Here is a 19624-nt window from a genome sequence, read left to right as displayed (position 1 = left end):
ATGTCGGCGACTCAAAATTACGGCACTGGCCGTCGCAAAACCGCAACCGCACGCGTTTTCCTGCGTCCGGGTACTGGTAACATCTCGATCAACAACCGCACTCTGGACAACTTCTTCGGCCGCGAAACTGCCCGCATGGTAGTTCGTCAGCCGCTGGAACTGACCGAGACAGTTGAAAAGTTCGACATCTATGTCACCGTTATCGGTGGCGGTGTAAGTGGTCAAGCTGGCGCAATCCGCCACGGTATCACTCGCGCTCTGATGCAGTACGACGAAACCCTGCGTGGCGCTCTGCGCAAAGCTGGCTTCGTGACTCGTGATGCCCGTGAAGTTGAACGTAAGAAAGTCGGTCTGCGTAAAGCGCGTAAGCGTCCGCAGTACTCGAAGCGTTAATTCGCTTTACGTTCCACAAAAACGCCCAGCCTCCTCACGGAGCTGGGCGTTTTTTATTGCCTGCGATTTATACACAAATTTCGCCGTGACAACTTGCCACATCCGTAGACCCCCTATACTACAAGGCCTGGAGGCTGAGCCCAGGGCAATTCCCTTGTCATACGTGGGGCTTTTCATTACCATTCGGCAAAATTTTTATAAGTAAAGATTCAACACTTAGTAGACGCCTGATTTAACAGGCCAAAAAAGCTGATGGGAGAGGACTGAATGAGCAATGACGGCGTGAATGCAGGCCGGCGTCGCTTCTTGGTAGCAGCCACATCCGTGGTGGGTGCTGCAGGAGCGGTGGGGGCTGCGGTCCCGTTCGTGGGGTCATGGTTTCCCAGTGCCAAGGCGAAAGCCGCAGGTGCACCGGTGAAGGTGAATATCAGCAAGATCGAGCCAGGGCAGCAGATGATTGCTGAGTGGCGCGGCCAGCCGGTCTTCATTGTTCGTCGTACCGAGGAAATCCTGGGGAATCTGAAAAAGATCGAAGGCCAGCTGTCTGACCCCAAATCTGAGAATTCCGACCAGCCCGCCTACGCCAAGAACGAAGTGCGTTCGATCAAGCCAGAGATCCTGCTGCTGGTCGGTCTTTGTACCCACCTGGGTTGCTCGCCTACCTTTCGCCCGGAAGTGGCCCCGGTCGATCTGGGCAAGGACTGGGTCGGCGGTTACTTCTGCCCCTGCCACGGCTCCCACTACGACCTCGCCGGCCGTGTCTACAAGTCCCAGCCTGCTCCGTTGAACTTGCCGGTTCCTCCGCACAACTACGAATCTGACGACATCATTGTCATTGGCCTCGACAAGGAGAACGCGTGATGAGCAAGTTCATGGATTGGGTGGATGCGCGCTTCCCCGCCACAAAAATGTGGGAAGACCATCTCAGCAAATATTACGCGCCGAAGAACTTCAACTTCTTCTACTTCTTCGGCTCCCTGGCACTGCTGGTGCTGGTCAACCAGATCGTCACCGGGGTGTGGTTGACGATGAGCTATACGCCGTCGGCGGAAGAGGCGTTTGCCTCCGTCGAATACATCATGCGTGACGTCGAGTACGGCTCGATCCTGCGCCTGCTGCACTCCACCGGCGCGTCGGCGTTCTTTATCGTCGTCTACCTGCACATGTTCCGTGGCCTGCTCTACGGCTCGTACCAGAAGCCCCGCGAGCTGGTGTGGGTGTTCGGCATGCTGATCTACCTGGCGCTGATGGCGGAAGCCTTCATGGGCTACCTGCTGCCGTGGGGCCAGATGTCGTACTGGGGGGCCCAGGTGATCATCTCGCTGTTCGGTGCGATCCCGGTGATCGGCAACGACCTGACCCAGTGGATCCGTGGTGACTACCTGATCTCCGGCATCACCCTGAACCGCTTCTTCGCCCTGCACGTGGTGGCCTTGCCAATCGTGATCCTCGGCCTGGTAGTGCTGCACATCCTGGCCCTGCACGAAGTGGGTTCCAACAACCCCGACGGCGTCGACATCAAGAAGCACAAGGACGAAAACGGCATCCCGCTGGATGGCATTCCGTTCCACCCTTACTACACCGTGAAAGACATTGTCGGCGTGGTGGTGTTCCTGTTCGTGTTCTGCTCGATCGTGTTCTTTTTCCCGGAGATGGGCGGTTATTTCCTCGAGAAGCCGAACTTCGAACAAGCCAACGCCTTCAAGACGCCTGAGCACATTGCCCCGGTCTGGTATTTCACGCCGTTCTACGCGATCTTGCGCGCAATCCCCGACAAGCTCATGGGCGTGATCGCCATGGGCGCGGCCATTGCGGTGCTGTTCGTGTTGCCTTGGCTCGACCGCAGCCCGGTCAAGTCCATGCGCTACAAAGGCTGGCTGAGCAAGATCTGGCTGTGGGTGTTCTGCATTGCGTTCGTGATCCTGGGCGTGCTGGGCGTATTGGCGCCGACCCCGGAGCGTACGTTGTTGTCGCAGGTCTGCACCTTCCTGTACTTCGCCTACTTCATTCTGATGCCGTTCTACACCCGGCTCGAGAAGACCAAACCGGTTCCGGAAAGGGTGACTGGCTGATGAAAAAGTTATTCGTTGCATTGATGCTTGCGGCCCTGCCGCTACTGTCCTTCGCTGCCGAGCACGGCGGCCCGGAACTGGAAAAAGTCGATATCGACATGTCTGACAAGGCGGCTATGCAAGACGGCGCGCGTACGTTCGCCAACTATTGCATGGGCTGCCACAGCGCCAAGTTCCAGCGTTACGAGCGGGTGGCCGATGACCTCGGTATCCCCCATGAAATGATGCTGGAGAAGCTGGTGTTCACCGGTGCCAAGATCGGCGACCACATGAACATCGGCATGAAGCCTGCCGACGCCAAGACCTGGTTCGGCGCAGCACCGCCTGACTTGACTCTGGTGGCACGTGTACGCGGCACCGACTGGCTCTACGGCTACCTGAAATCCTTCTACGAGGACCCGGCGCGCCCTTATGGCGTGAACAACCGTGTGTTCCCGAATGTCGGCATGCCTAACGTTCTGGTCGGCCTGCAAGGCAAGCAAGTGGTAGGATGCAAGCAGATCCAGGTCGTTGAAGACGGCAAGAAGCAATACGATCCGTTGACCGGCACACCTTTGACTCATGAAGCGTGCGATCAACTGAAGATAGAAACCCCAGGTTCGTTGACGGACGAGCAGTTCGACGAGAAGGTCAAGAACCTTGTGACCTTCCTGGCCTACTCCGCCAACCCGGTCAAACTGCAGCATCAGCGCATCGGTACGTATGTGTTGCTGTACCTGGCCTTCTTCTTCGTATTCGCCTATCTGCTCAAACGCGAATACTGGAAGGATGTGCATTGATCCAACCGTAAGCAATTGCTGTTAATCTTGCGCGCCCAGCGGCATCTCTGACTACGTAGCGGTCTGGTTCTACCAGGCGTTACAGGGATGCTCCCTGGGCGCGCTCGTTTTTGAGCTTTCGATAATTTCAACAAGCGAGGAGGACCGCCATGGGCGTGACCAACCGGTTGGCCTGTTACTCCGACCCCGCCGACCACTATTCCCACCGAGTACGCATCGTGCTCGCAGAGAAGGGTGTCAGCGCCGAGATCATCAGTGTGGAAGTGGGTCGTCATCCGCCGAAACTGATCGAAGTGAACCCTTACGGCAGCTTGCCCACCCTGGTCGATCGTGACCTGGCGTTGTGGGAGTCAACCGTGGTGATGGAATACCTGGATGAGCGTTATCCGCATCCGCCTTTGCTGCCGGTTTATCCGGTGGCGCGTGCCAACAGCCGACTGCTGATCCATCGGATCCAGCGTGACTGGTGCGGGTTGGTGGATTCGATTCTGGATTCGCGTACAAAAGAAGCTGTTCGGGTGCAGGCGCGTAAGGAATTGCGCGAGAGCCTGACCGGCGTTTCGCCGTTGTTCGCGGATAAACCTTTTTTCCTCAGTGAGGAACAAAGCTTGGTGGATTGCTGCCTATTACCGATACTCTGGCGCTTGCCGATTCTCGGTATTGAACTGCCGCGGCCGGCCAAGCCGCTGCTTGATTACATGGAGCGCCAGTTTGCGCGTGAGGCTTTCCAGGCGAGTCTGTCTGGCGTCGAACGCGATATGCGCTAAGGCTTAAGGAGCCGCTGATGAACTCCAGTCGACCCTACCTGGTCCGCGCGCTCTATGAGTGGATTGTGGACAACGATTGCACCCCGCACATGCTGGTCAATTCCGAATTTCCTGCGGTTCAGGTACCGGAGGGTTTTTCCAGTGATGGGCAGATTGTGCTGAACGTATCACCCAGTGCGGTGCGTCACCTGCACATGGACAATGAAGCGGTGAGCTTCGAAGGGCGTTTCGGCGGGGTGCCGCATACGCTGTACGTGCCGATTGGCGCCATCCTCGGCATCTATGCCCGGGAGAATGGTCAAGGCATGGTGTTCGATCTGGAGTCGCCTTTCGAGGAGGATGAATCGATCGAAAGCGAAGCGGGTGATGATTTGCCACCACCGGATTCCGAGCCACCGCGCCCTAGCGGCCGGCCGAGCCTGAAGGTGGTGAAATGATGGGCTTGACCTTCGGGTAGGCCGAAAAAATGCCTCGACCTGTGTCGGGGCATTTTTTTGCGCGCAGGATAGGGATGAAAGTCGTGCCCGGACGGTGATCGTACAACCACCATAGGCTATGATGCGTGTTCAAGCTCAACGAGAAAGATGATTCATCATGGAAAACGCCAACACCGCCCCTCGTCTTCCCCGCAAGCGCCGCAGCCTTGCCCAGGAATTGGTCACGGTGTTGTCCGAGCAGATCCGTGACGGCCAACTCAAGCGGGGCGATAAGCTGCCCACCGAGTCGGCGATCATGGACGCCCATGGGGTCAGCCGCACGGTGGTGCGGGAGGCTATCTCACGTCTGCAGGCGGCGGGGCAGGTAGAAACCCGTCATGGCATCGGCACTTTTGTGCTCGACACGCCAAGCCCGAGCGGCTTTCGCATCGATCCGGCCACGGTCGTTACCCTGCGTGATGTGCTGGCGATTCTGGAGCTGCGGATCAGCCTGGAAGTGGAGTCCGCCGGCCTCGCCGCATTGCGCCGCAACGATGAACAATTGGCCGCCATGCGTGCGGCGCTCGATGCCCTGAATGAAAGCGCGGCCCACGCCGGCGATGCGGTGGCATCCGACTTTGCGTTCCACCTGGAAATTGCGCTGTCCACCGGCAACCGCTACTTCACCGACATCATGACCCACCTGGGCACGAGCATCATTCCGCGTACCCGCCTGAACTCGGCGCGCTTGGCCCATGACGACCAGCAGCACTACATGGGGCGCTTGAGTCGTGAGCATGAAGAGATTTACGAGGCGATTGCGCGTCAGGATTCGGATGCGGCGCGGGCGGCGATGCGGTTGCATTTGACGAATAGTCGGGAGCGGCTGCGCCATGCCCATGAAGAGGCGGAGGCGCAGCGGGGTTGATTCTGTCGGTTGGGGCTGGGTTAGTTAGGCCAAATCGAAATCGATTTGGTCGACAGCGCCATTGTTGATATGGAAGTTTTTGCCCACGACTTCCAGAGGTGGATCACCGTCAAGTTGGATGGTGTCACCAATATTGGGGAGATCAACAGCGTCAATGTTCTGAGTTCCCCCTTTTGATTTATTGGAGCGGGATTTAAAGGTGCACTTTTTAGTAGCCATGATATGCCTCATTGATTTCAAGATGAGTAAATGGCCTCCAAGGTGACAGCGCCTCTGAGTCGTGCAGAGGTAACCCGGCGGTCGAATGCAAGCTACTGGAGTTTTATTGGCTCTCGATACTGTCAGAGTTGACAGTGGCGATGAACGGGCCCATGTGTGCGTTTACACACATGGGCACTGATTAGCTCAAGTCTGCGGGGTGTTCGGCTTGTAATCCTTGAGCAACAAATACGTACTCCACCCCCACCAATCATTCGTCCAGTGCTTGTCGTTCAGGTCATTCACCTCCTTGCGGCGCAGCACCTTATCTCCCTCCATCTTGAACAGCGGCGAGAAGTTATTCGCCGGGTTCTGCGCCGCATTCAGGTCCGGAACATACAGCGGCGCCTTGAAATTGGCCGGGGAGGGCGCGACACCGCTGATAAATGTCTCGAAGACCTCATCCGCCGAAGCCTGCACCGCACGTTTGACCTGCACCCGATTGTCCGCATCAATCGCGTCGAAGTAGCGTTTATCCCCATAGGCGTGCCACTGATCGCCCATGGCGTTACGCACCTTGAGCCCGAACTTGCTGTCTTCGTCATGCATGAAACGGCTGATCAGCGAACCCAGTTCACCGGGTGTCACCACCGCTGCGAGTTGTTTGCGCGGCACACGTAAATGGCCTGCCGAAAACAGATCGGTCAAAAAGTGATCAGCAAAACCGTTCATGGCATACGCCAGTTCCAGCGCCTGATCGGTGCCGGTCTGGTGAGCCACGACAGCTTGCTGCAACGCCGCCGTATGCCCCGCCAGATAGGCCGACAGCGCCCACTCGCCGAAGTGGTCGGCATTGTCCGCCGCCAACTTCAAATAGCGTCCCAGTGGAATCAGCGCCGACACTGCGCTGCCTCCGCCGGTGATACGGTTCCATTCTCCAGACAACGTATCGCCCAGCGCGTCGTAAGCCTCATGGGCCTGCTTGCCCTCCTTGACCGCCTGCTGGACCGCAGAAATCTCCTTTTGCATCACGGCAAGGATCTTGTGTGCTTCTTCGCGCGCGGCGGGCAGCACGGCCAGGGAGTTGAAGGCTGCGGTAAAGCGTTGCACGCGTTCGGCAGGGGAGGTGCCATCGCTGATGGGCTGGCCAGGAATGCCATAGAAGTCGCCGCCCAGGGCGATGACTTGGCCATACGTCAGCGCCAGTCCGTTGGGCAGGTGCAGTTCGATCTGGCGCGCGGGAATCGGCGCGGCATCTTTGACGAAGCGCAACAGGGTGTCATCGCCGATGGCGGTGTGTTCACCCCCTTCAAAACGCAGGGTGGGCGGTTTTTTTTCGGGTGCTGCGAGTTCAAGACCTGACATGTTAGTTCCTTGCTATGTCGTATGAATCTTCCTTAAATGCTGTATGTATATACAGCTTTAGCGAGCATAGAGGAAAAAAGTCCCACGTCAAGAACAGCGGTTTTGAAGTGTTCCGCCCCTGCATCTGCGAACGGTCGATGAATTGCAGTTGACGAAATTATTTATAGTTGTACGATGACGTACGACATCACCAAAACCAACAACAACCTTTCAATAGAAAGTCTTCGCCCAGGGTGTTCGAATAATGAATCCACAAGAACTGAAGTCCATCCTCTCCCACGGTCTGCTGTCTTTCCCGGTGACCGATTTCAATGCCCAGGGTGACTTCCACCAGGCGGGCTACATCAAGCGCCTGGAATGGCTGGCCCCTTACGGCGCTACCGCCCTGTTCGCTGCCGGCGGTACCGGTGAGTTTTTCTCCCTCGCTGCCAGCGAATATTCCCAAGTGGTGAAAACCGCCGTTGATACCTGCGCCACCAGCGTGCCGATTCTTGCCGGTGTCGGCGGTGCAACCCGCCAGGCCATCGAGTACGCCCAAGAGGCCGAGCGCCTGGGTGCCAAAGGCCTGTTGCTGCTGCCGCACTACCTCACCGAAGCCAGCCAGGACGGTGTTGCCGCCCACGTTGAAGCCGTGTGCAAGTCGGTCAAGATCGGCGTCGTGGTCTATAACCGCAACGTTTGCCGCTTGACGGCGCCCCTGCTGGAACGCCTGGCCGAGCGCTGCCCGAACCTGATCGGCTACAAAGACGGCCTGGGTGACATCGAGTTGATGGTGTCGATCCGCCGTCGCCTGGGCGACCGTTTCAGCTACCTCGGTGGCTTGCCGACTGCAGAGGTTTACGCCGCTGCCTACAAGGCACTGGGCGTGCCGGTGTACTCCTCGGCGGTGTTCAACTTCATCCCGAAAACCGCGATGGACTTCTACCACGCCATTGCCCGCGACGATCACGCCACCGTCGGCAAGATCATCGACGACTTCTTCCTGCCGTACCTGGACATCCGTAACCGTAAGGCCGGTTACGCCGTGAGCATCGTCAAGGCCGGCGCGAAAATCGCCGGCTATGACGCAGGCCCTGTGCGCACCCCGCTGACCGATCTGCTGCCGGAAGAATACGAAGCCCTGGCCGCGCTGATCGACAAGCAAGGTCCGCAATAAATTATCCACAAGGCCGCTGAGCAATCAGCGGCCTTTTGCGTCAGGAGAAGATTCGTGTCTCAAGCTCAACGTTTTGATAACTACATCAATGGCCAGTGGGTGGCCGGCGCTGACTATTGCGTCAACCTCAACCCGTCGGAGTTGTCCGATGTCATTGGCGAATACGCCAAGGCTGACGTTGCTCAAGTCAACACCGCCATCGATGCTGCCCGCGCCGCGTTCCCGGCTTGGTCCACTTCCGGGATCCAGGCTCGCCACGATGCCTTGGATAAAGTCGGCAGCGAAATCCTCGCCCGCCGCGAAGAGCTCGGCACCCTGCTGGCCCGTGAAGAGGGCAAGACCCTGCCCGAAGCCATTGGCGAAGTGACCCGCGCCGGTAACATCTTCAAGTTCTTCGCCGGTGAGTGCCTGCGCCTGTCCGGTGACTACGTGCCATCGGTTCGCCCGGGCGTCAATGTCGAAGTCACCCGCGAAGCCCTGGGTGTGGTCGGTTTGATCACGCCGTGGAACTTCCCGATCGCCATCCCTGCGTGGAAAATCGCCCCGGCCCTGGCCTACGGCAACTGCGTGGTGATCAAGCCCGCCGAGCTGGTACCGGGCTGCGCGTGGGCGCTGGCAGAGATCATTTCCCGTGCCGGTTTCCCTGCCGGTGTATTCAACCTGGTAATGGGCAGCGGCCGTGTGGTCGGTGATGTGCTGGTCAACAGCCCGAAAGTCGATGGCATCAGCTTCACCGGTTCGGTGGGCGTCGGTCGCCAGATCGCCGTCAGCTGCGTGTCGCGCCAGGCCAAAGTGCAGTTGGAAATGGGCGGCAAGAACCCGCAGGTCATTCTCGACGACGCCGACCTCAAGCAGGCCGTCGAGCTGTCCGTACAGAGCGCGTTCTACTCCACCGGCCAGCGTTGCACGGCGTCCAGTCGCCTGATCGTCACCGCCGGTATCCACGACCAGTTCGTCGCGGCCATGGCTGAGCGCATGAAGTCGATCAAGGTCGGTCACGCCCTCAAAAGCGGCACCGACATCGGTCCGGTGGTTTCCCAGGCCCAGTTGGACCAGGACCTCAAGTACATCGACATCGGCCAAAGCGAAGGTGCGCGGCTGGTCAGCGGTGGCGGCCTGGTGACCTGCGATACCGAAGGTTACTACCTGGCGCCGACGCTGTTTGCCGACAGCGAAGCCGCCATGCGCATCAGCCGTGAAGAGATCTTCGGCCCAGTGGCCAACGTAGTGCGCGTCGCGGACTACGAGGCGGCGCTGGCCATGGCCAATGACACCGAGTTCGGTTTGTCGGCGGGCATTGCCACGACGTCGCTGAAGTACGCCAATCACTTCAAGCGCCACTCGCAGGCCGGGATGGTAATGGTCAACCTGCCAACCGCCGGTGTGGACTATCACGTTCCGTTCGGTGGCCGTAAGGGTTCATCCTATGGTTCGCGTGAGCAAGGTCGCTATGCGCAAGAGTTCTACACCGTGGTGAAAACCAGCTACATCGGTTCGTAACACGCAACACCTGTGGAACCTGCTTATGTGGGAGCTGGCTTGTCTGCATCGCAGGCAAGCCAGCTCCCACATACAGCGGTCCGCAGTAGCAATACACACAACAATTACCCGCAAAAAAAATAATTAGTGGGAGTACTTCTACATGCAAGCGACCAAGCCGACCCACGTCCGCTATTTGATCCTGCTCATGCTGTTCCTGGTGACCACGATCAACTACGCCGACCGGGCCACCATCGCCATCGCGGGCTCCAGCCTGCAAAAAGACCTCGGCATCGACGCGGTCACCCTCGGTTATATCTTCTCCGCATTCGGTTGGGCCTACGTGGCCGGGCAAATCCCCGGCGGCTGGCTGCTCGACCGCTTCGGTTCGAAAAAAGTCTATGCCCTGAGCATTTTCACCTGGTCGCTGTTCACCGTGCTGCAAGGCTATGTCGGTGAGTTCGGTGTCTCCACTGCGGTTGTCGCGCTGTTTATGCTGCGTTTCATGGTGGGCCTGGCTGAAGCGCCATCTTTCCCGGGTAACGCACGCATTGTGGCCGCCTGGTTCCCGACGGCCGAGCGCGGCACGGCATCGGCGATCTTCAACTCGGCGCAGTACTTCGCCACGGTACTGTTTGCACCGCTGATGGGATGGATCGTCTACCGCTTCGGCTGGCAGCACGTGTTTATCGTGATGGGCGTGATCGGCATCGTGTTCTCGCTGATCTGGCTGAAAGTGATCCACAGCCCACGCCAGCACCCGATGATCAACGAAGCCGAGCTCAACCACATCGCCGCCAATGGCGCGATGGTCGATATGGACCAGGATAAGGGCAAGGGTAAGAAAACCGACGGTCCGAAGTGGGATTACATCCGCCAGTTACTGACCAACCGCATGATGCTCGGCGTGTACCTGGGCCAGTATTGCATCAATGGCATCACCTACTTCTTCCTGACCTGGTTCCCGGTGTACCTGGTGCAGGACCGTGGCATGACCATCCTCAAGGCCGGTTTCATCGCCTCGTTGCCGGCGATCTGCGGCTTCATCGGCGGCGTGCTGGGTGGGGTGATTTCCGATTACCTGCTGCGCAAGGGCCATTCGCTGACGTTCGCCCGCAAGGCGCCGATCATCGCCGGCTTGCTGGTCTCCAGCAGCATCATTGCGTGTAACTATGTCGATGTTGAGTGGATGGTCGTGGGCTTCATGGCCTTGGCTTTCTTCGGCAAAGGCGTTGGCGCACTGGGCTGGGCGGTGGTGTCTGACACGTCGCCGAAACAAATCGCCGGTCTCAGTGGCGGCTTGTTTAACACCTTCGGTAACCTGGCCTCGATCACTACGCCGATTGTCATCGGCTACATCATCAGCACCACCGGTTCGTTCAAATGGGCCCTGGTGTTCGTCGGCGCCAACGCGCTGGTGGCAGTGTTCAGCTACCTGGTCATCGTTGGCCCGATCAAGCGTGTAGTACTCAAAGAGCCGCCAGCCAAGGGCCCTGAGTTGAACAACCTAACCGAAGCGCATTCCTGAGGGGCCGTGTGATGCAGTTGATTGAACATGCCGACTCGCCGCGCTCGATTCGTTTGCATGAGCGCGACAACGTGGTGATCGTGGTCAATGACCAAGGCGTACCGGCCGGGACGGAGTTCCCGGACGGCCTGGTGACCGTGGATTTCATCCCCCAGAGCCACAAGGTGACCCTGGAAGATATCCCCGAAGGCGGTCAGATTATTCGCTACGGCCAGACCATTGGTTACGCCTTGGCGCCGATTCCGCGCGGCAGTTGGGTCCAGGAAGATCAACTGCGCATGCCGACCGCGCCACCGCTGGACAGCTTGCCGCTGTCCACCGAGGTGCCTGAAACCCAGGCGCCGCTGGAAGGGTTTACGTTCGAGGGTTACCGCAATGCCGACGGCACCGTGGGCACGCGCAATATCCTCGGCATCACCACCACGGTGCAATGCGTTACCGGTGTGCTGGACCACGCGGTCAAGCGCATCAAGGACGAATTGCTGCCCAAATACGCCCACGTCGATGACGTGGTGGCGCTGACCCACAGCTACGGCTGTGGGGTGGCGATTACGGCGACGGATGCCTACATCCCGATCCGTACCGTGCGTAACCTGGCGCGCAACCCGAACCTGGGCGGCGAAGCCTTGGTGATCAGCCTGGGCTGCGAGAAATTGCAGGCCGGGCAGGTGATGCACGACAACGACAGCTCCGTCGACCTGAGCGAGCCGTGGTTGTACCGGTTGCAGGATTCCAGCCACGGGTTTACCGAAATGATCGAGCAGATCATGGCGCTGGCCGAGGTTCGCTTGAAGAAGCTCGACCAGCGCCGCCGGGAAACCGTGCCGGCGTCGGAGCTGATCCTGGGCATGCAGTGCGGCGGCAGTGATGCGTTTTCCGGCATCACCGCCAACCCGGCGCTGGGTTATGCCTCGGATTTGCTGCTACGGGCCGGGGCGACGGTGATGTTTTCCGAAGTGACTGAAGTCCGCGATGCCATTTACCTGCTGACTTCGCGTGCAGAGACGAAGGAAGTTGCCGAGGAACTGGTACGGGAAATGGACTGGTACGACCGTTACCTGGCCAAGGGCGAGGCGGATCGCAGCGCCAACACCACGCCAGGCAACAAGAAAGGCGGGTTGTCGAATATTGTCGAGAAGTCCCTGGGCTCCATCGTCAAATCCGGCAGCAGCGCGATCAACGGCGTGCTGGGTCCGGGCGAGCGGTTCAAGGGCAAAGGCCTGATCTTTTGCGCCACGCCGGCCAGCGACTTTGTGTGCGGCACCTTGCAACTGGCAGCGGGGATGAACCTGCACGTGTTCACCACTGGGCGTGGCACGCCTTATGGGTTGGCCATGGCGCCGGTAGTGAAAGTCTCGACCCGTACGGAGTTGGCGCAGCGCTGGCCGGACCTCATCGATATCGACGCCGGGCGCATTGCCACCGGGCGCGCGACCATCGAAGAGTTGGGCTGGGAGTTGTTCCACTTCTACCTGGATGTGGCCAGCGGCAAGAAGCAAACGTGGGCGGAGCATCACAAGTTGCATAACGACATTACGTTGTTCAACCCGGCGCCGATCACCTAGGTCTTCTTGCTGGAATCAAGGCAGTGCCCTCATCAAGGCCTGGAGATGGGGGTAAACCTGTTTCGGGCTGTCAGCCCGGAGGATATGCCCGGACATCTCGGGCATAGGCTGCGTCGTGTAGTAGTCGGCGCAGACAAAGCCGTCAACCCAGCCATCGGCATACACCTGATGGTCGGAGCCAGCGTCTCCGACCATCAGGACGCTTCCCTGGAGCCGGCCGTTCTTGCGCCATTGCCGAACAATCTTGCTCTTGCCCCTGCTGGGGTTTATCAGTGGCGACGGTCGCGGGCACACGGCGCGTGATCCGGCCCAGAAAAGACGGTTGGCTTTAACGTCCTGTGCGTTGATATTCAGTGAGTGAGCAATGGGGGCAATCCACTCTGTGTATCCGCCGGAAAGGATATGCACCTGTGTACCTTCTTGCTGCAGGTTGTGCAGCGTTTGCACAAGCGCTGGGTCGAGGTTGCCAATGATCGCTTGGGTATAACGATGAACGTGATGCTTGCGCACGCACGCCAGGGTCTTCATCAAGTACAGCAATTCCCGGATATTGGCTTGGCCTGACAAGGCTTTGGGCACAATCAGTTTGAGTTGTTCCAGCGTTACCTGAGCGTTCGGGCTGTCGGCAATTGCCGATTTGACGATCTCAAGCGTGCTTTCGTGGTTCACCAAGGTCTGGTCGAAGTCGAAAATGACATGCGTTGCAGGGGGCGCTTTCATCGGCGTGCCTGCGCATCTATCTGGCGATAGCGGTGCTTATCCTCTCGGGTCCAGTGGGTCGCGGCAATTCCCAAGTGCTGGGCGATGCGTGCTTGTATCTGGTCGGCAAACGCTTGCCCGCTCTGATGCTCCTCGCGTTCCAGGCGTTCCAGATAGGTCATTTCGCATACCATCCAGGGCATCATCAGCAAGCGTAGGAAACTCGCCAGGGCGGATGCATGAAGTGGGCTTGCGACCAGGCCGAACGGGAGAATCAGGCGCCCGGCCAGCGGTACGACGGGTAACTGGCGGCTCAACAGCCCAGCCCGAAAGCGATACAAGCCGTGGCCATTGTTAATGGTCGCTTCGGGGGTCGTGTAGAGAGCGGTCCCTTGGGGGGTGGTTCGCATCTTTTGCAGATTGCGGGAGAAGGTCTTCTTATCGGCACCGTTCCAGAAGTGCCCACCCGAGCATTTGATCAGCAGCAAAGCCATGAGGGCGACAACCCGGTTGTAGCCGCTGGACGCCACCAGCGTTGCTCCTGGCATCGCCAGGATTGCAAACGGATCAATCACGCTGACGTGGTTGGCGGCCACCACACAACCGCTGGTGAGCGTTGAGATTTGTCGCGGTGACAGGGCGCACTTGATGCGAATGCCCAGTATCCAGAGAAGGCCTCGATACAGGATTCGCTTGGCGCCTACTGGAAGCGGCCAGGCGATCAGGCTCACTGCGATCATCGAGACCAGGCGCACACACGCCAGCACACAACCGAAGGGCAGGTAAAGTTGCCGTAGAACGCTGGGGAACGCCCAGGTTTTCCGAGTGCACAGGCCTGCTATAGAGTGAAGGGGGTCGAGTGGCGGCACTTTGTTGTTCATGGTGGCTTACTCTGCAGTGTTTTTTTCAAGCCAGCTTTTTCTGCTCGGCAGTTTTCATTCGGCGTGAGAACCGATTGATTCGCTCCAGGTTGGCAGGGCTTATTTCTTTGAAGCGTTCACACGTAAGGTCGATCTTTGTGTGAGGGCCAAAGGCGGTTTCCATCACCTCTCCTGTGAGCTCCGGCATGTGCAAGAATGCTTTGTTCATTTCCAGCGCACGGTGATGGTTGACGTTGGTCAGTGTGTAAATGCGGTCAAAACCCACGTGCAAAAACCCGTACTCAAGTGCCAGGTGGATGGCAATAAAGGGGTAGGGTGTGCCCCAGTATTTTTTGAGGAAACGATTGCCAAAGTTAATGCCATGCTCTTTTTTCGAGAATCCGGCATAACCAATAAAGGGGCCGTCCAGGCCAATGCTTACAGCCCAGCGCGACCAGTTCTGCTCGGCAATTTCTTTTTTGAACGTTGATATTTCGTTTATGGCAGCGGCCCTGTCTCGTGTGCTGCCGGCCGAAATGAACTTCATTGCCTCGGGGTCGCTGAGGAGTTCGGTATAACCCTCAACGTCCTGATCATCCCAACTTCTGATATACACGTTGTGTAAATGGTTGAAGGATTTACGCATGAGCCCCTCTCGCGCCTCGAAATAATGGTGGTTTGCTGCTGAGTTGTGATTTCGTTACAGAAGGATTTTCAGGGGCGGCAATTATGAAGAAGAGGTGTGGAGTCCCATTTATGCGTAGGAGTCTGTGTAGCGTTGTGTGCGAGGAATACGTGATGGGTGAGATTCCATGGTTATTTCATACGAAATAGGCACAGTTCCGAGTTCAAGTTTTTTTAGTTTGTATTGATGTGTCGAAATGAAGTGCGAGCAACCAGCGCGACTGCTTTATAATCGCAACCCCTGATAACAGGACTTAAGGCTGATACAGCATGCTCGCCATTTTCCTTGCGACGCTCACCATCACCGCGCCGGTGTTTGCCATGCTGTTTCTCGGTGTGTTGCTCAAGCGCCTCAACTGGATCAACGACAACTTTATCCACACCGCCTCGTCCCTGGTGTTCAATGTCACTATGCCGGCGTTGCTGTTCCTCGGCATCCTGCATGCTGACCTGCATTCGGCGCTCAAACCGGGTTTGCTGATCTACTTTGCCGTCGCCACGCTGCTCAGCTTTGCCTTGGCTTGGGGCTGGGCGATTTTCCGTTGCAAGCGTGAAGACCGTGGCATCTATACCCAGGGCGCGTTTCGCGGCAATAACGGCGTGATCGGCCTGGCACTCGCGGCCAGTATGTACGGCGACTACGGTATCTCTCTCGGCGCGATCCTCGCCGCGCTGGTGATCCTGTTCTACAACACGTTGTCCACCATCGTGCTGGCGGTCTACAGCCCAGTCATCAAGTCCGACCCGTGGAGCATCTTCAAAAGTGTGGTGGCCAACCCGCTGATCATCAGCGTGATTGTGGCCGCCCCGTTCGCCTATTTTCAGATCGGCTTGCCGGGTTGGCTGGAAAAATCCTTGGGGTACCTGGCAGACACCACGTTGCCGTTGGCGCTGATCTGCATTGGTGGCACCTTGTCGTTGGCCGCATTGCGCAAGAGCGGCAACATGGCCTTGAGCGCGAGCCTGATGAAAATGGTCTGGCTCCCGGTGGTCGCCACCCTGGGCGCCTGGCTGCTGGGGTTCCGAGGGCCGGAGTTGGGGATTCTGTTCCTGTATTTCGGCGCGCCGACGGCCGCTGCGAGCTTTGTCATGGCCAGGGCGGCCGAGGGCAATCATGAGCTGGCGGCGGCGATTATTGTGATCACCACCCTGATGGCGGCAGTGACCACGAATATCGGGATCTTTGTGTTGCAGGCGGGTGGTTGGATCTGAACGCTCGGGTGCCTGTGAGGGCCAATCGGGGGCAAGCCCCCTCCCACATGTGGATGGGTGAACACATTCATTGTGGGAGGGGCTTGCCCTCGATCGCTATCTGACCGTCACTGCTGATCTGCCTGATACGCCTCGATCACTTCCTGCGCCGCACGAAACGCATCAATCGCCGCCGGCACTCCGGCGTACACCGCGCAATGCAGCAGCGCTTCGCGGATCTCTTCCACGCTGCAACCATTGTTCAGCGCGCCGCGCACATGGCCCTTGAGTTCCTGCGGGCACTTCAGCGCGGTCAGGGCGGCGAGGGTGATCAGGCTGCGGGTTTTCAGCGACAACCCCTCGCGGTTCCACACACTGCCCCAGGCGTGCTCGTTGACGAAGTCCTGCAGCGGCTGGGTGAACTCGGTGGCATTGCCCAAGGCACGGTCGACGAAAACATCCCCCATGACCTGGCGACGCATTTCAACCCCAGGCTTTTTTTGATCGGTCATTGCGATTCCCTCTTGTGTTGGCGGCGCCAGGCTCGCAGCGTGCTGAACAACAGAAACGCCACCAGCACCGGCAAGACGTAATACAGCATCAGTTGTTCAAGCTTGTTGGCCAGGGGCATGCCGGTGGTGAACGTCATTACATGCAGCCCGTACGCCAGGTACAGGCCCAGCAGCACCAAGCCTTCGGCACGGGTCACGCGGTAACCGGTGTAGAACACCGGCAGGCACAGCACCACCACGCCGAGCATCACCGGCAGGTCAAAGTCCAAGGCATTCGGCGAAACCGACAGCGGCGAGGGCGCGAGCAAGGCGGTCAGCCCCAATACGCCGAGCAGGTTGAACAGGTTGCTGCCGATCACGTTGCCCACGGCAATTTCCCGCTCGCCGCGCAGGGCTGCAATCAGCGAGGTGGCCAGGCAGGGCAGCGAGGTGCCGACCCCGATCAGCGTCAGGCCGATGATGCGTTCCGACAGGCCCAGGTCGCTCGCCACGTCCACGGCAGCGCCGAGCAACAGATGCCCGGCCAGCACCAGAATCAGCAGCCCGCCGAGCATCAACAGCACGCTGCTCAGCCATGGCGCCCTGGCCACGGTGTCCAGCGTGCGTGGGCGGCGGGAGTGGCGCGTCTGGTAATGCAGCACGCCGAGGTAGGCGATCAGGGCCACGAGCAACAGCAGGCCGTCGATGTGTGTGAGCTCTTCATTGGCTGCCAGGGTAAACACCAGCAGGCCGGCCAGGATCATCACCGGGATATCCAGGCGTACCAGTTGCCGGGAGACTCGCAGCGGAATGATCAGCGCCGACAGGCCCAGGGTTACAAGGATGTTGAAGATGCTGCTGCCGATCACGCTGCCCACGGCGATATCCGTATTGCCGGCCAGGGTGGCCTGCAGGCTCACGGTCATCTGTGGCGCGCTGCTGCCGAAGGCGACGATGGTCAGGCCAATGATCAACGGCCGCACCTTGAGGCTCGCGGCCAGGCGTACGGCGGCCCGCACCAGGATTTCGGCGCCGACGATCAGCAGCAGGAGGCCGCTGACCAATTCCAGAAGGCTCCAGGGGGAGAGGGCGGTTAGTCCGAAAATGGCCGGGCCTCCATCGTCAGTTGCTCAAGGCTTGTACGCGCACGCGTGCGGTGCCGCTGCTGATCATACCCAGCTGCTCGGCGGCCTTGCGTGAAAGATCAATCAAGCGCCCACGGGTATGCGGGCCGCGATCGTTGATGCGCACAACCACGGATCTGTCGTTGTCGAGGTTGGTGACCTTGACCTGGGTGCCGAAGGGCAATCGCCGATGGGCGGCGCTCAAGGCGTTCTGGTTGAAAGGTTCACCGCTGGCAGTCTTGTTGCCATGGTGTTTGGCGCCGTAATAGGAGGCGGTGCCGGTTTCGTCGTAACCGTTGGGGTTGATGACGCCGCTGGCGCAGCCGGCCAGCAGGGAGGACAGGATCATCAGGCCGAGTAGGCGCTTCATTCAAGGTATCCCCATATCAAAGGTGGAAGGGGCTTACGTGGGAGGGGGCAAGCCCCCTCCCACCTTGGTCCGAGCCGAGCATGAGATCTCAGTCGGCCCCTTCATCGCTATCAGCCTTCAAGCTTGCTTTTCAGCAGCTCGTTCACCTGTTGCGGGTTAGCCTTGCCTTTGGAGGCTTTCATCGCCTGGCCCACAAAGAAGCCGAACATCTTGCCGCGCTTGGCTTCGTCTGCCGCACGGTATTGCTCGACCTGCTCGGCATTGGCCGCGAGCATTTCATCCAGCACGGCCGAGATGGCGCCGCTGTCGGTGACTTGCTTGAGGCCACGCTTCTCGATGATCTCGTCGGCACTGCCTTCACCGCTGGCCATGGCTTCGAACACGGTCTTGGCAATTTTGCCGGAGATGGTGTTGTCCTTGATGCGCAGCAGCATGCCGCCCAGTTGCTCGGCGGTGACGGGGGCTTCGTCGATTTCCAGGCCCTGTTTGTTCAGCAGGCTGCCCAGCTCGACCATCACCCAGTTGGCCGCCAACTTGGCGTCACCGGCGATGCTCACGACTTTTTCGAAGTAGTCGGCTTGTTCGCGGCTGGAAGCCAGCACGCTCGCATCGTAGACCGACAGGCCGAACTGCGCCTGGAAGCGTTCGCGTTTTTGCGGCGGCAATTCCGGCAGGGTAGCGCGGATGTCATTGAGGAACGAATCCTCGATCACCACCGGCAACAGGTCCGGGTCGGGGAAGTAACGGTAGTCGTTGGCTTCCTCTTTGCTGCGCATGGCGCGGGTTTCGTCTTTGTTCGGGTCGTACAGGCGGGTTTGCTGGATCACTTTGCCGCCGTCCTCGATCAGTTCGATCTGGCGACGCACTTCGGTGTTGATCGCCTTCTCGATGAAACGGAACGAGTTGACGTTCTTGATCTCGCAGCGAGTGCCGTACTCGGCCTGGCCTTTGGGGCGTACCGACACGTTGCAGTCGCAGCGCAGCGAGCCTTCGGCCATGTTGCCGTCGCAGATGCCCAGGTAACGCACCAGCGCGTGGATGGTCTTGACGTAGGCCACGGCTTCCTTGGCGCTGCGCATGTCCGGTTCGGAAACGATCTCCAGCAGCGGTGTGCCGGCGCGGTTCAGGTCGATGCCGGTGGCGCCGTTGAATTCTTCATGCAGGCTTTTGCCGGCGTCTTCTTCCAAATGTGCGCGGGTTACGCCGACGCGCTTGATGGTGCCGTCTTCCAGTGGGATGTCCAGGTAACCCTTGCCGACGATCGGCAATTCCATCTGGCTGATCTGGTAGCCCTTGGGCAGGTCCGGGTAGAAGTAGTTCTTGCGCGCGAACACGTTGTGCTGGCCGATCTCGGCGTCAATCGCCAGGCCGAACATCACCGCCATGCGCACCGCTTCCTGGTTCAGCACCGGCAGCACGCCGGGCATGCCCAGGTCTACCAGGCTCGCCTGGGTGTTGGGCTCGGAGCCGAACGTGGTGGCGCTACCGGAGAAAATCTTCGATTGGGTGGCGAGCTGGGTATGAATCTCCAGCCCGATCACAACTTCCCATTGCATAGT

Annotated in this window: 21 protein-coding genes; 12 read left to right on the top strand and 9 right to left on the bottom strand. The window is 59.1% G+C overall.

All coding sequences use genetic code 11. The features are described 5' to 3' along the window. The 7 genes from rpsI to BM403_RS07080 all read left to right on the top strand — a co-directional run bounded on the left by rpsI (position 1) and on the right by BM403_RS07080 (position 5355). Positions 1 to 393: a 30S ribosomal protein S9 gene (gene rpsI, locus BM403_RS07110; RefSeq protein WP_003171743.1), complete on the top strand. Its 393-nt coding sequence runs from the start codon at positions 1 to 3 to the stop codon at positions 391 to 393. A 267-nt stretch (positions 394 to 660) separates the two neighbouring features. Then, complete coding sequence (gene petA, locus BM403_RS07105) at positions 661 to 1254, top strand: ubiquinol-cytochrome c reductase iron-sulfur subunit (RefSeq protein ID WP_012722203.1); 594 nt, start codon at positions 661 to 663, stop codon at positions 1252 to 1254. Continuing rightward, a complete protein-coding gene (locus tag BM403_RS07100) occupies positions 1254 to 2465 on the top strand; it encodes a cytochrome b (protein ID WP_003171746.1) in 1212 nt (403 codons plus the stop codon). The genes petA and BM403_RS07100 overlap by 1 nt, the downstream gene beginning before the upstream one ends. Then, on the top strand, positions 2465 to 3244 hold the full coding sequence (locus BM403_RS07095; protein ID WP_093542200.1) for a cytochrome c1: 780 nt from the start codon (positions 2465 to 2467) through the stop codon (positions 3242 to 3244). Before BM403_RS07100 ends, BM403_RS07095 begins: the two co-directional genes overlap by 1 nt. 149 nt (positions 3245 to 3393) lie before the next feature. Continuing rightward, positions 3394 to 4011: a glutathione S-transferase N-terminal domain-containing protein gene (locus tag BM403_RS07090; RefSeq protein WP_012722206.1), complete on the top strand. Its 618-nt coding sequence runs from the start codon at positions 3394 to 3396 to the stop codon at positions 4009 to 4011. 17 nt (positions 4012 to 4028) lie between these two features. Beyond that, a complete protein-coding gene (locus tag BM403_RS07085; protein ID WP_093542198.1) occupies positions 4029 to 4448 on the top strand; it encodes a ClpXP protease specificity-enhancing factor in 420 nt (139 codons plus the stop codon). Between the two features lie 157 nt (positions 4449 to 4605). Continuing rightward, positions 4606 to 5355, top strand: coding sequence for a FadR/GntR family transcriptional regulator (locus BM403_RS07080; RefSeq protein WP_012722208.1), 750 nt, complete (start codon positions 4606 to 4608; stop codon positions 5353 to 5355). A 24-nt stretch (positions 5356 to 5379) separates the two neighbouring features. Here the strand turns inward: BM403_RS07080 and BM403_RS07075 are convergent, their stop codons facing one another. Then, a complete protein-coding gene (locus tag BM403_RS07075; protein ID WP_043204780.1) occupies positions 5380 to 5574 on the bottom strand; it encodes a hypothetical protein in 195 nt (64 codons plus the stop codon). A gap of 186 nt (positions 5575 to 5760) precedes the next feature. Beyond that, a complete protein-coding gene (locus BM403_RS07070) occupies positions 5761 to 6918 on the bottom strand; it encodes a phospholipase (protein WP_093542196.1) in 1158 nt (385 codons plus the stop codon). A 244-nt stretch (positions 6919 to 7162) separates the two neighbouring features. Here BM403_RS07070 and kdgD point away from each other — a divergent pair, with 244 nt between their 5' ends. The 4 genes from kdgD (at position 7163) to garD (ending at position 12646) form a co-directional block, all read left to right on the top strand. Then, positions 7163 to 8074 (top strand): 5-dehydro-4-deoxyglucarate dehydratase, encoded by a 912-nt coding sequence (kdgD, locus tag BM403_RS07065; protein WP_012722210.1) that lies wholly within the window; start codon positions 7163 to 7165, stop codon positions 8072 to 8074. Positions 8075 to 8128: 54 nt separating this feature from the next. Then, entirely contained in the window at positions 8129 to 9574 is a 1446-nt protein-coding gene (locus BM403_RS07060; RefSeq protein WP_093542194.1) for an aldehyde dehydrogenase family protein, read from the top strand. 142 nt (positions 9575 to 9716) lie between these two features. Next, positions 9717 to 11081, top strand: coding sequence for an MFS transporter (locus BM403_RS07055; RefSeq protein ID WP_012722212.1), 1365 nt, complete (start codon positions 9717 to 9719; stop codon positions 11079 to 11081). 11 nt (positions 11082 to 11092) lie between these two features. Beyond that, positions 11093 to 12646 carry a galactarate dehydratase gene (garD, locus tag BM403_RS07050; protein ID WP_093542192.1) on the top strand — a complete coding sequence of 518 codons (1554 nt, stop codon included), beginning with the start codon at positions 11093 to 11095 and terminating at the stop codon, positions 12644 to 12646. A 15-nt stretch (positions 12647 to 12661) separates the two neighbouring features. Here garD and BM403_RS07045 read toward each other — a convergent pair whose 3' ends face one another. From BM403_RS07045 to BM403_RS07035, 3 genes are read right to left on the bottom strand one after another with little or no spacing between them, the layout of a single operon-like run. Beyond that, positions 12662 to 13366: an HAD-IB family phosphatase gene (locus BM403_RS07045; RefSeq protein WP_012722214.1), complete on the bottom strand. Its 705-nt coding sequence runs from the start codon at positions 13364 to 13366 to the stop codon at positions 12662 to 12664. After that, on the bottom strand, positions 13363 to 14226 hold the full coding sequence (locus BM403_RS07040) for a 1-acyl-sn-glycerol-3-phosphate acyltransferase (RefSeq protein WP_139237948.1): 864 nt from the start codon (positions 14224 to 14226) through the stop codon (positions 13363 to 13365). The genes BM403_RS07045 and BM403_RS07040 overlap by 4 nt, the downstream gene beginning before the upstream one ends. Before the next feature lie 25 nt (positions 14227 to 14251). Next, positions 14252 to 14851 carry a GNAT family N-acetyltransferase gene (locus BM403_RS07035; protein WP_012722216.1) on the bottom strand — a complete coding sequence of 200 codons (600 nt, stop codon included), beginning with the start codon at positions 14849 to 14851 and terminating at the stop codon, positions 14252 to 14254. 308 nt (positions 14852 to 15159) lie between these two features. Between BM403_RS07035 and BM403_RS07030 the strand changes: the two genes are divergently transcribed. Then, on the top strand, positions 15160 to 16101 hold the full coding sequence (locus BM403_RS07030; protein WP_012722217.1) for an AEC family transporter: 942 nt from the start codon (positions 15160 to 15162) through the stop codon (positions 16099 to 16101). Positions 16102 to 16208: 107 nt separating this feature from the next. Here BM403_RS07030 and BM403_RS07025 read toward each other — a convergent pair whose 3' ends face one another. The 4 genes from BM403_RS07025 to gatB form a co-directional block, all read right to left on the bottom strand. Further along, the gene (locus BM403_RS07025) at positions 16209 to 16592 is read right to left on the bottom strand and encodes a carboxymuconolactone decarboxylase family protein (protein WP_012722218.1); all 384 of its coding nucleotides are present in this window, start codon (positions 16590 to 16592) and stop codon (positions 16209 to 16211) included. Next, the gene (locus tag BM403_RS07020; RefSeq protein WP_093542188.1) at positions 16589 to 17635 is read right to left on the bottom strand and encodes a calcium/sodium antiporter; all 1047 of its coding nucleotides are present in this window, start codon (positions 17633 to 17635) and stop codon (positions 16589 to 16591) included. The genes BM403_RS07025 and BM403_RS07020 overlap by 4 nt, the downstream gene beginning before the upstream one ends. Before the next feature lie 58 nt (positions 17636 to 17693). Continuing rightward, positions 17694 to 18065: a septal ring lytic transglycosylase RlpA family protein gene (locus tag BM403_RS07015; RefSeq protein WP_093542186.1), complete on the bottom strand. Its 372-nt coding sequence runs from the start codon at positions 18063 to 18065 to the stop codon at positions 17694 to 17696. 110 nt (positions 18066 to 18175) lie between these two features. Continuing rightward, on the bottom strand, positions 18176 to 19621 hold the full coding sequence (gatB, locus tag BM403_RS07010) for an Asp-tRNA(Asn)/Glu-tRNA(Gln) amidotransferase subunit GatB (protein ID WP_046034322.1): 1446 nt from the start codon (positions 19619 to 19621) through the stop codon (positions 18176 to 18178). Between the last annotated feature and the right edge of the window lie 3 nt (positions 19622 to 19624).

This window comes from Pseudomonas sp. OV546, from assembly GCF_900116845.1.
Taxonomy (GTDB): Bacteria; Pseudomonadota; Gammaproteobacteria; order Pseudomonadales; family Pseudomonadaceae; genus Aquipseudomonas; species Aquipseudomonas petroselini.
The sequence above is the reverse complement of the archived record's forward strand: the minus strand, read 5'-3'. Positions and strand labels throughout refer to the sequence as shown.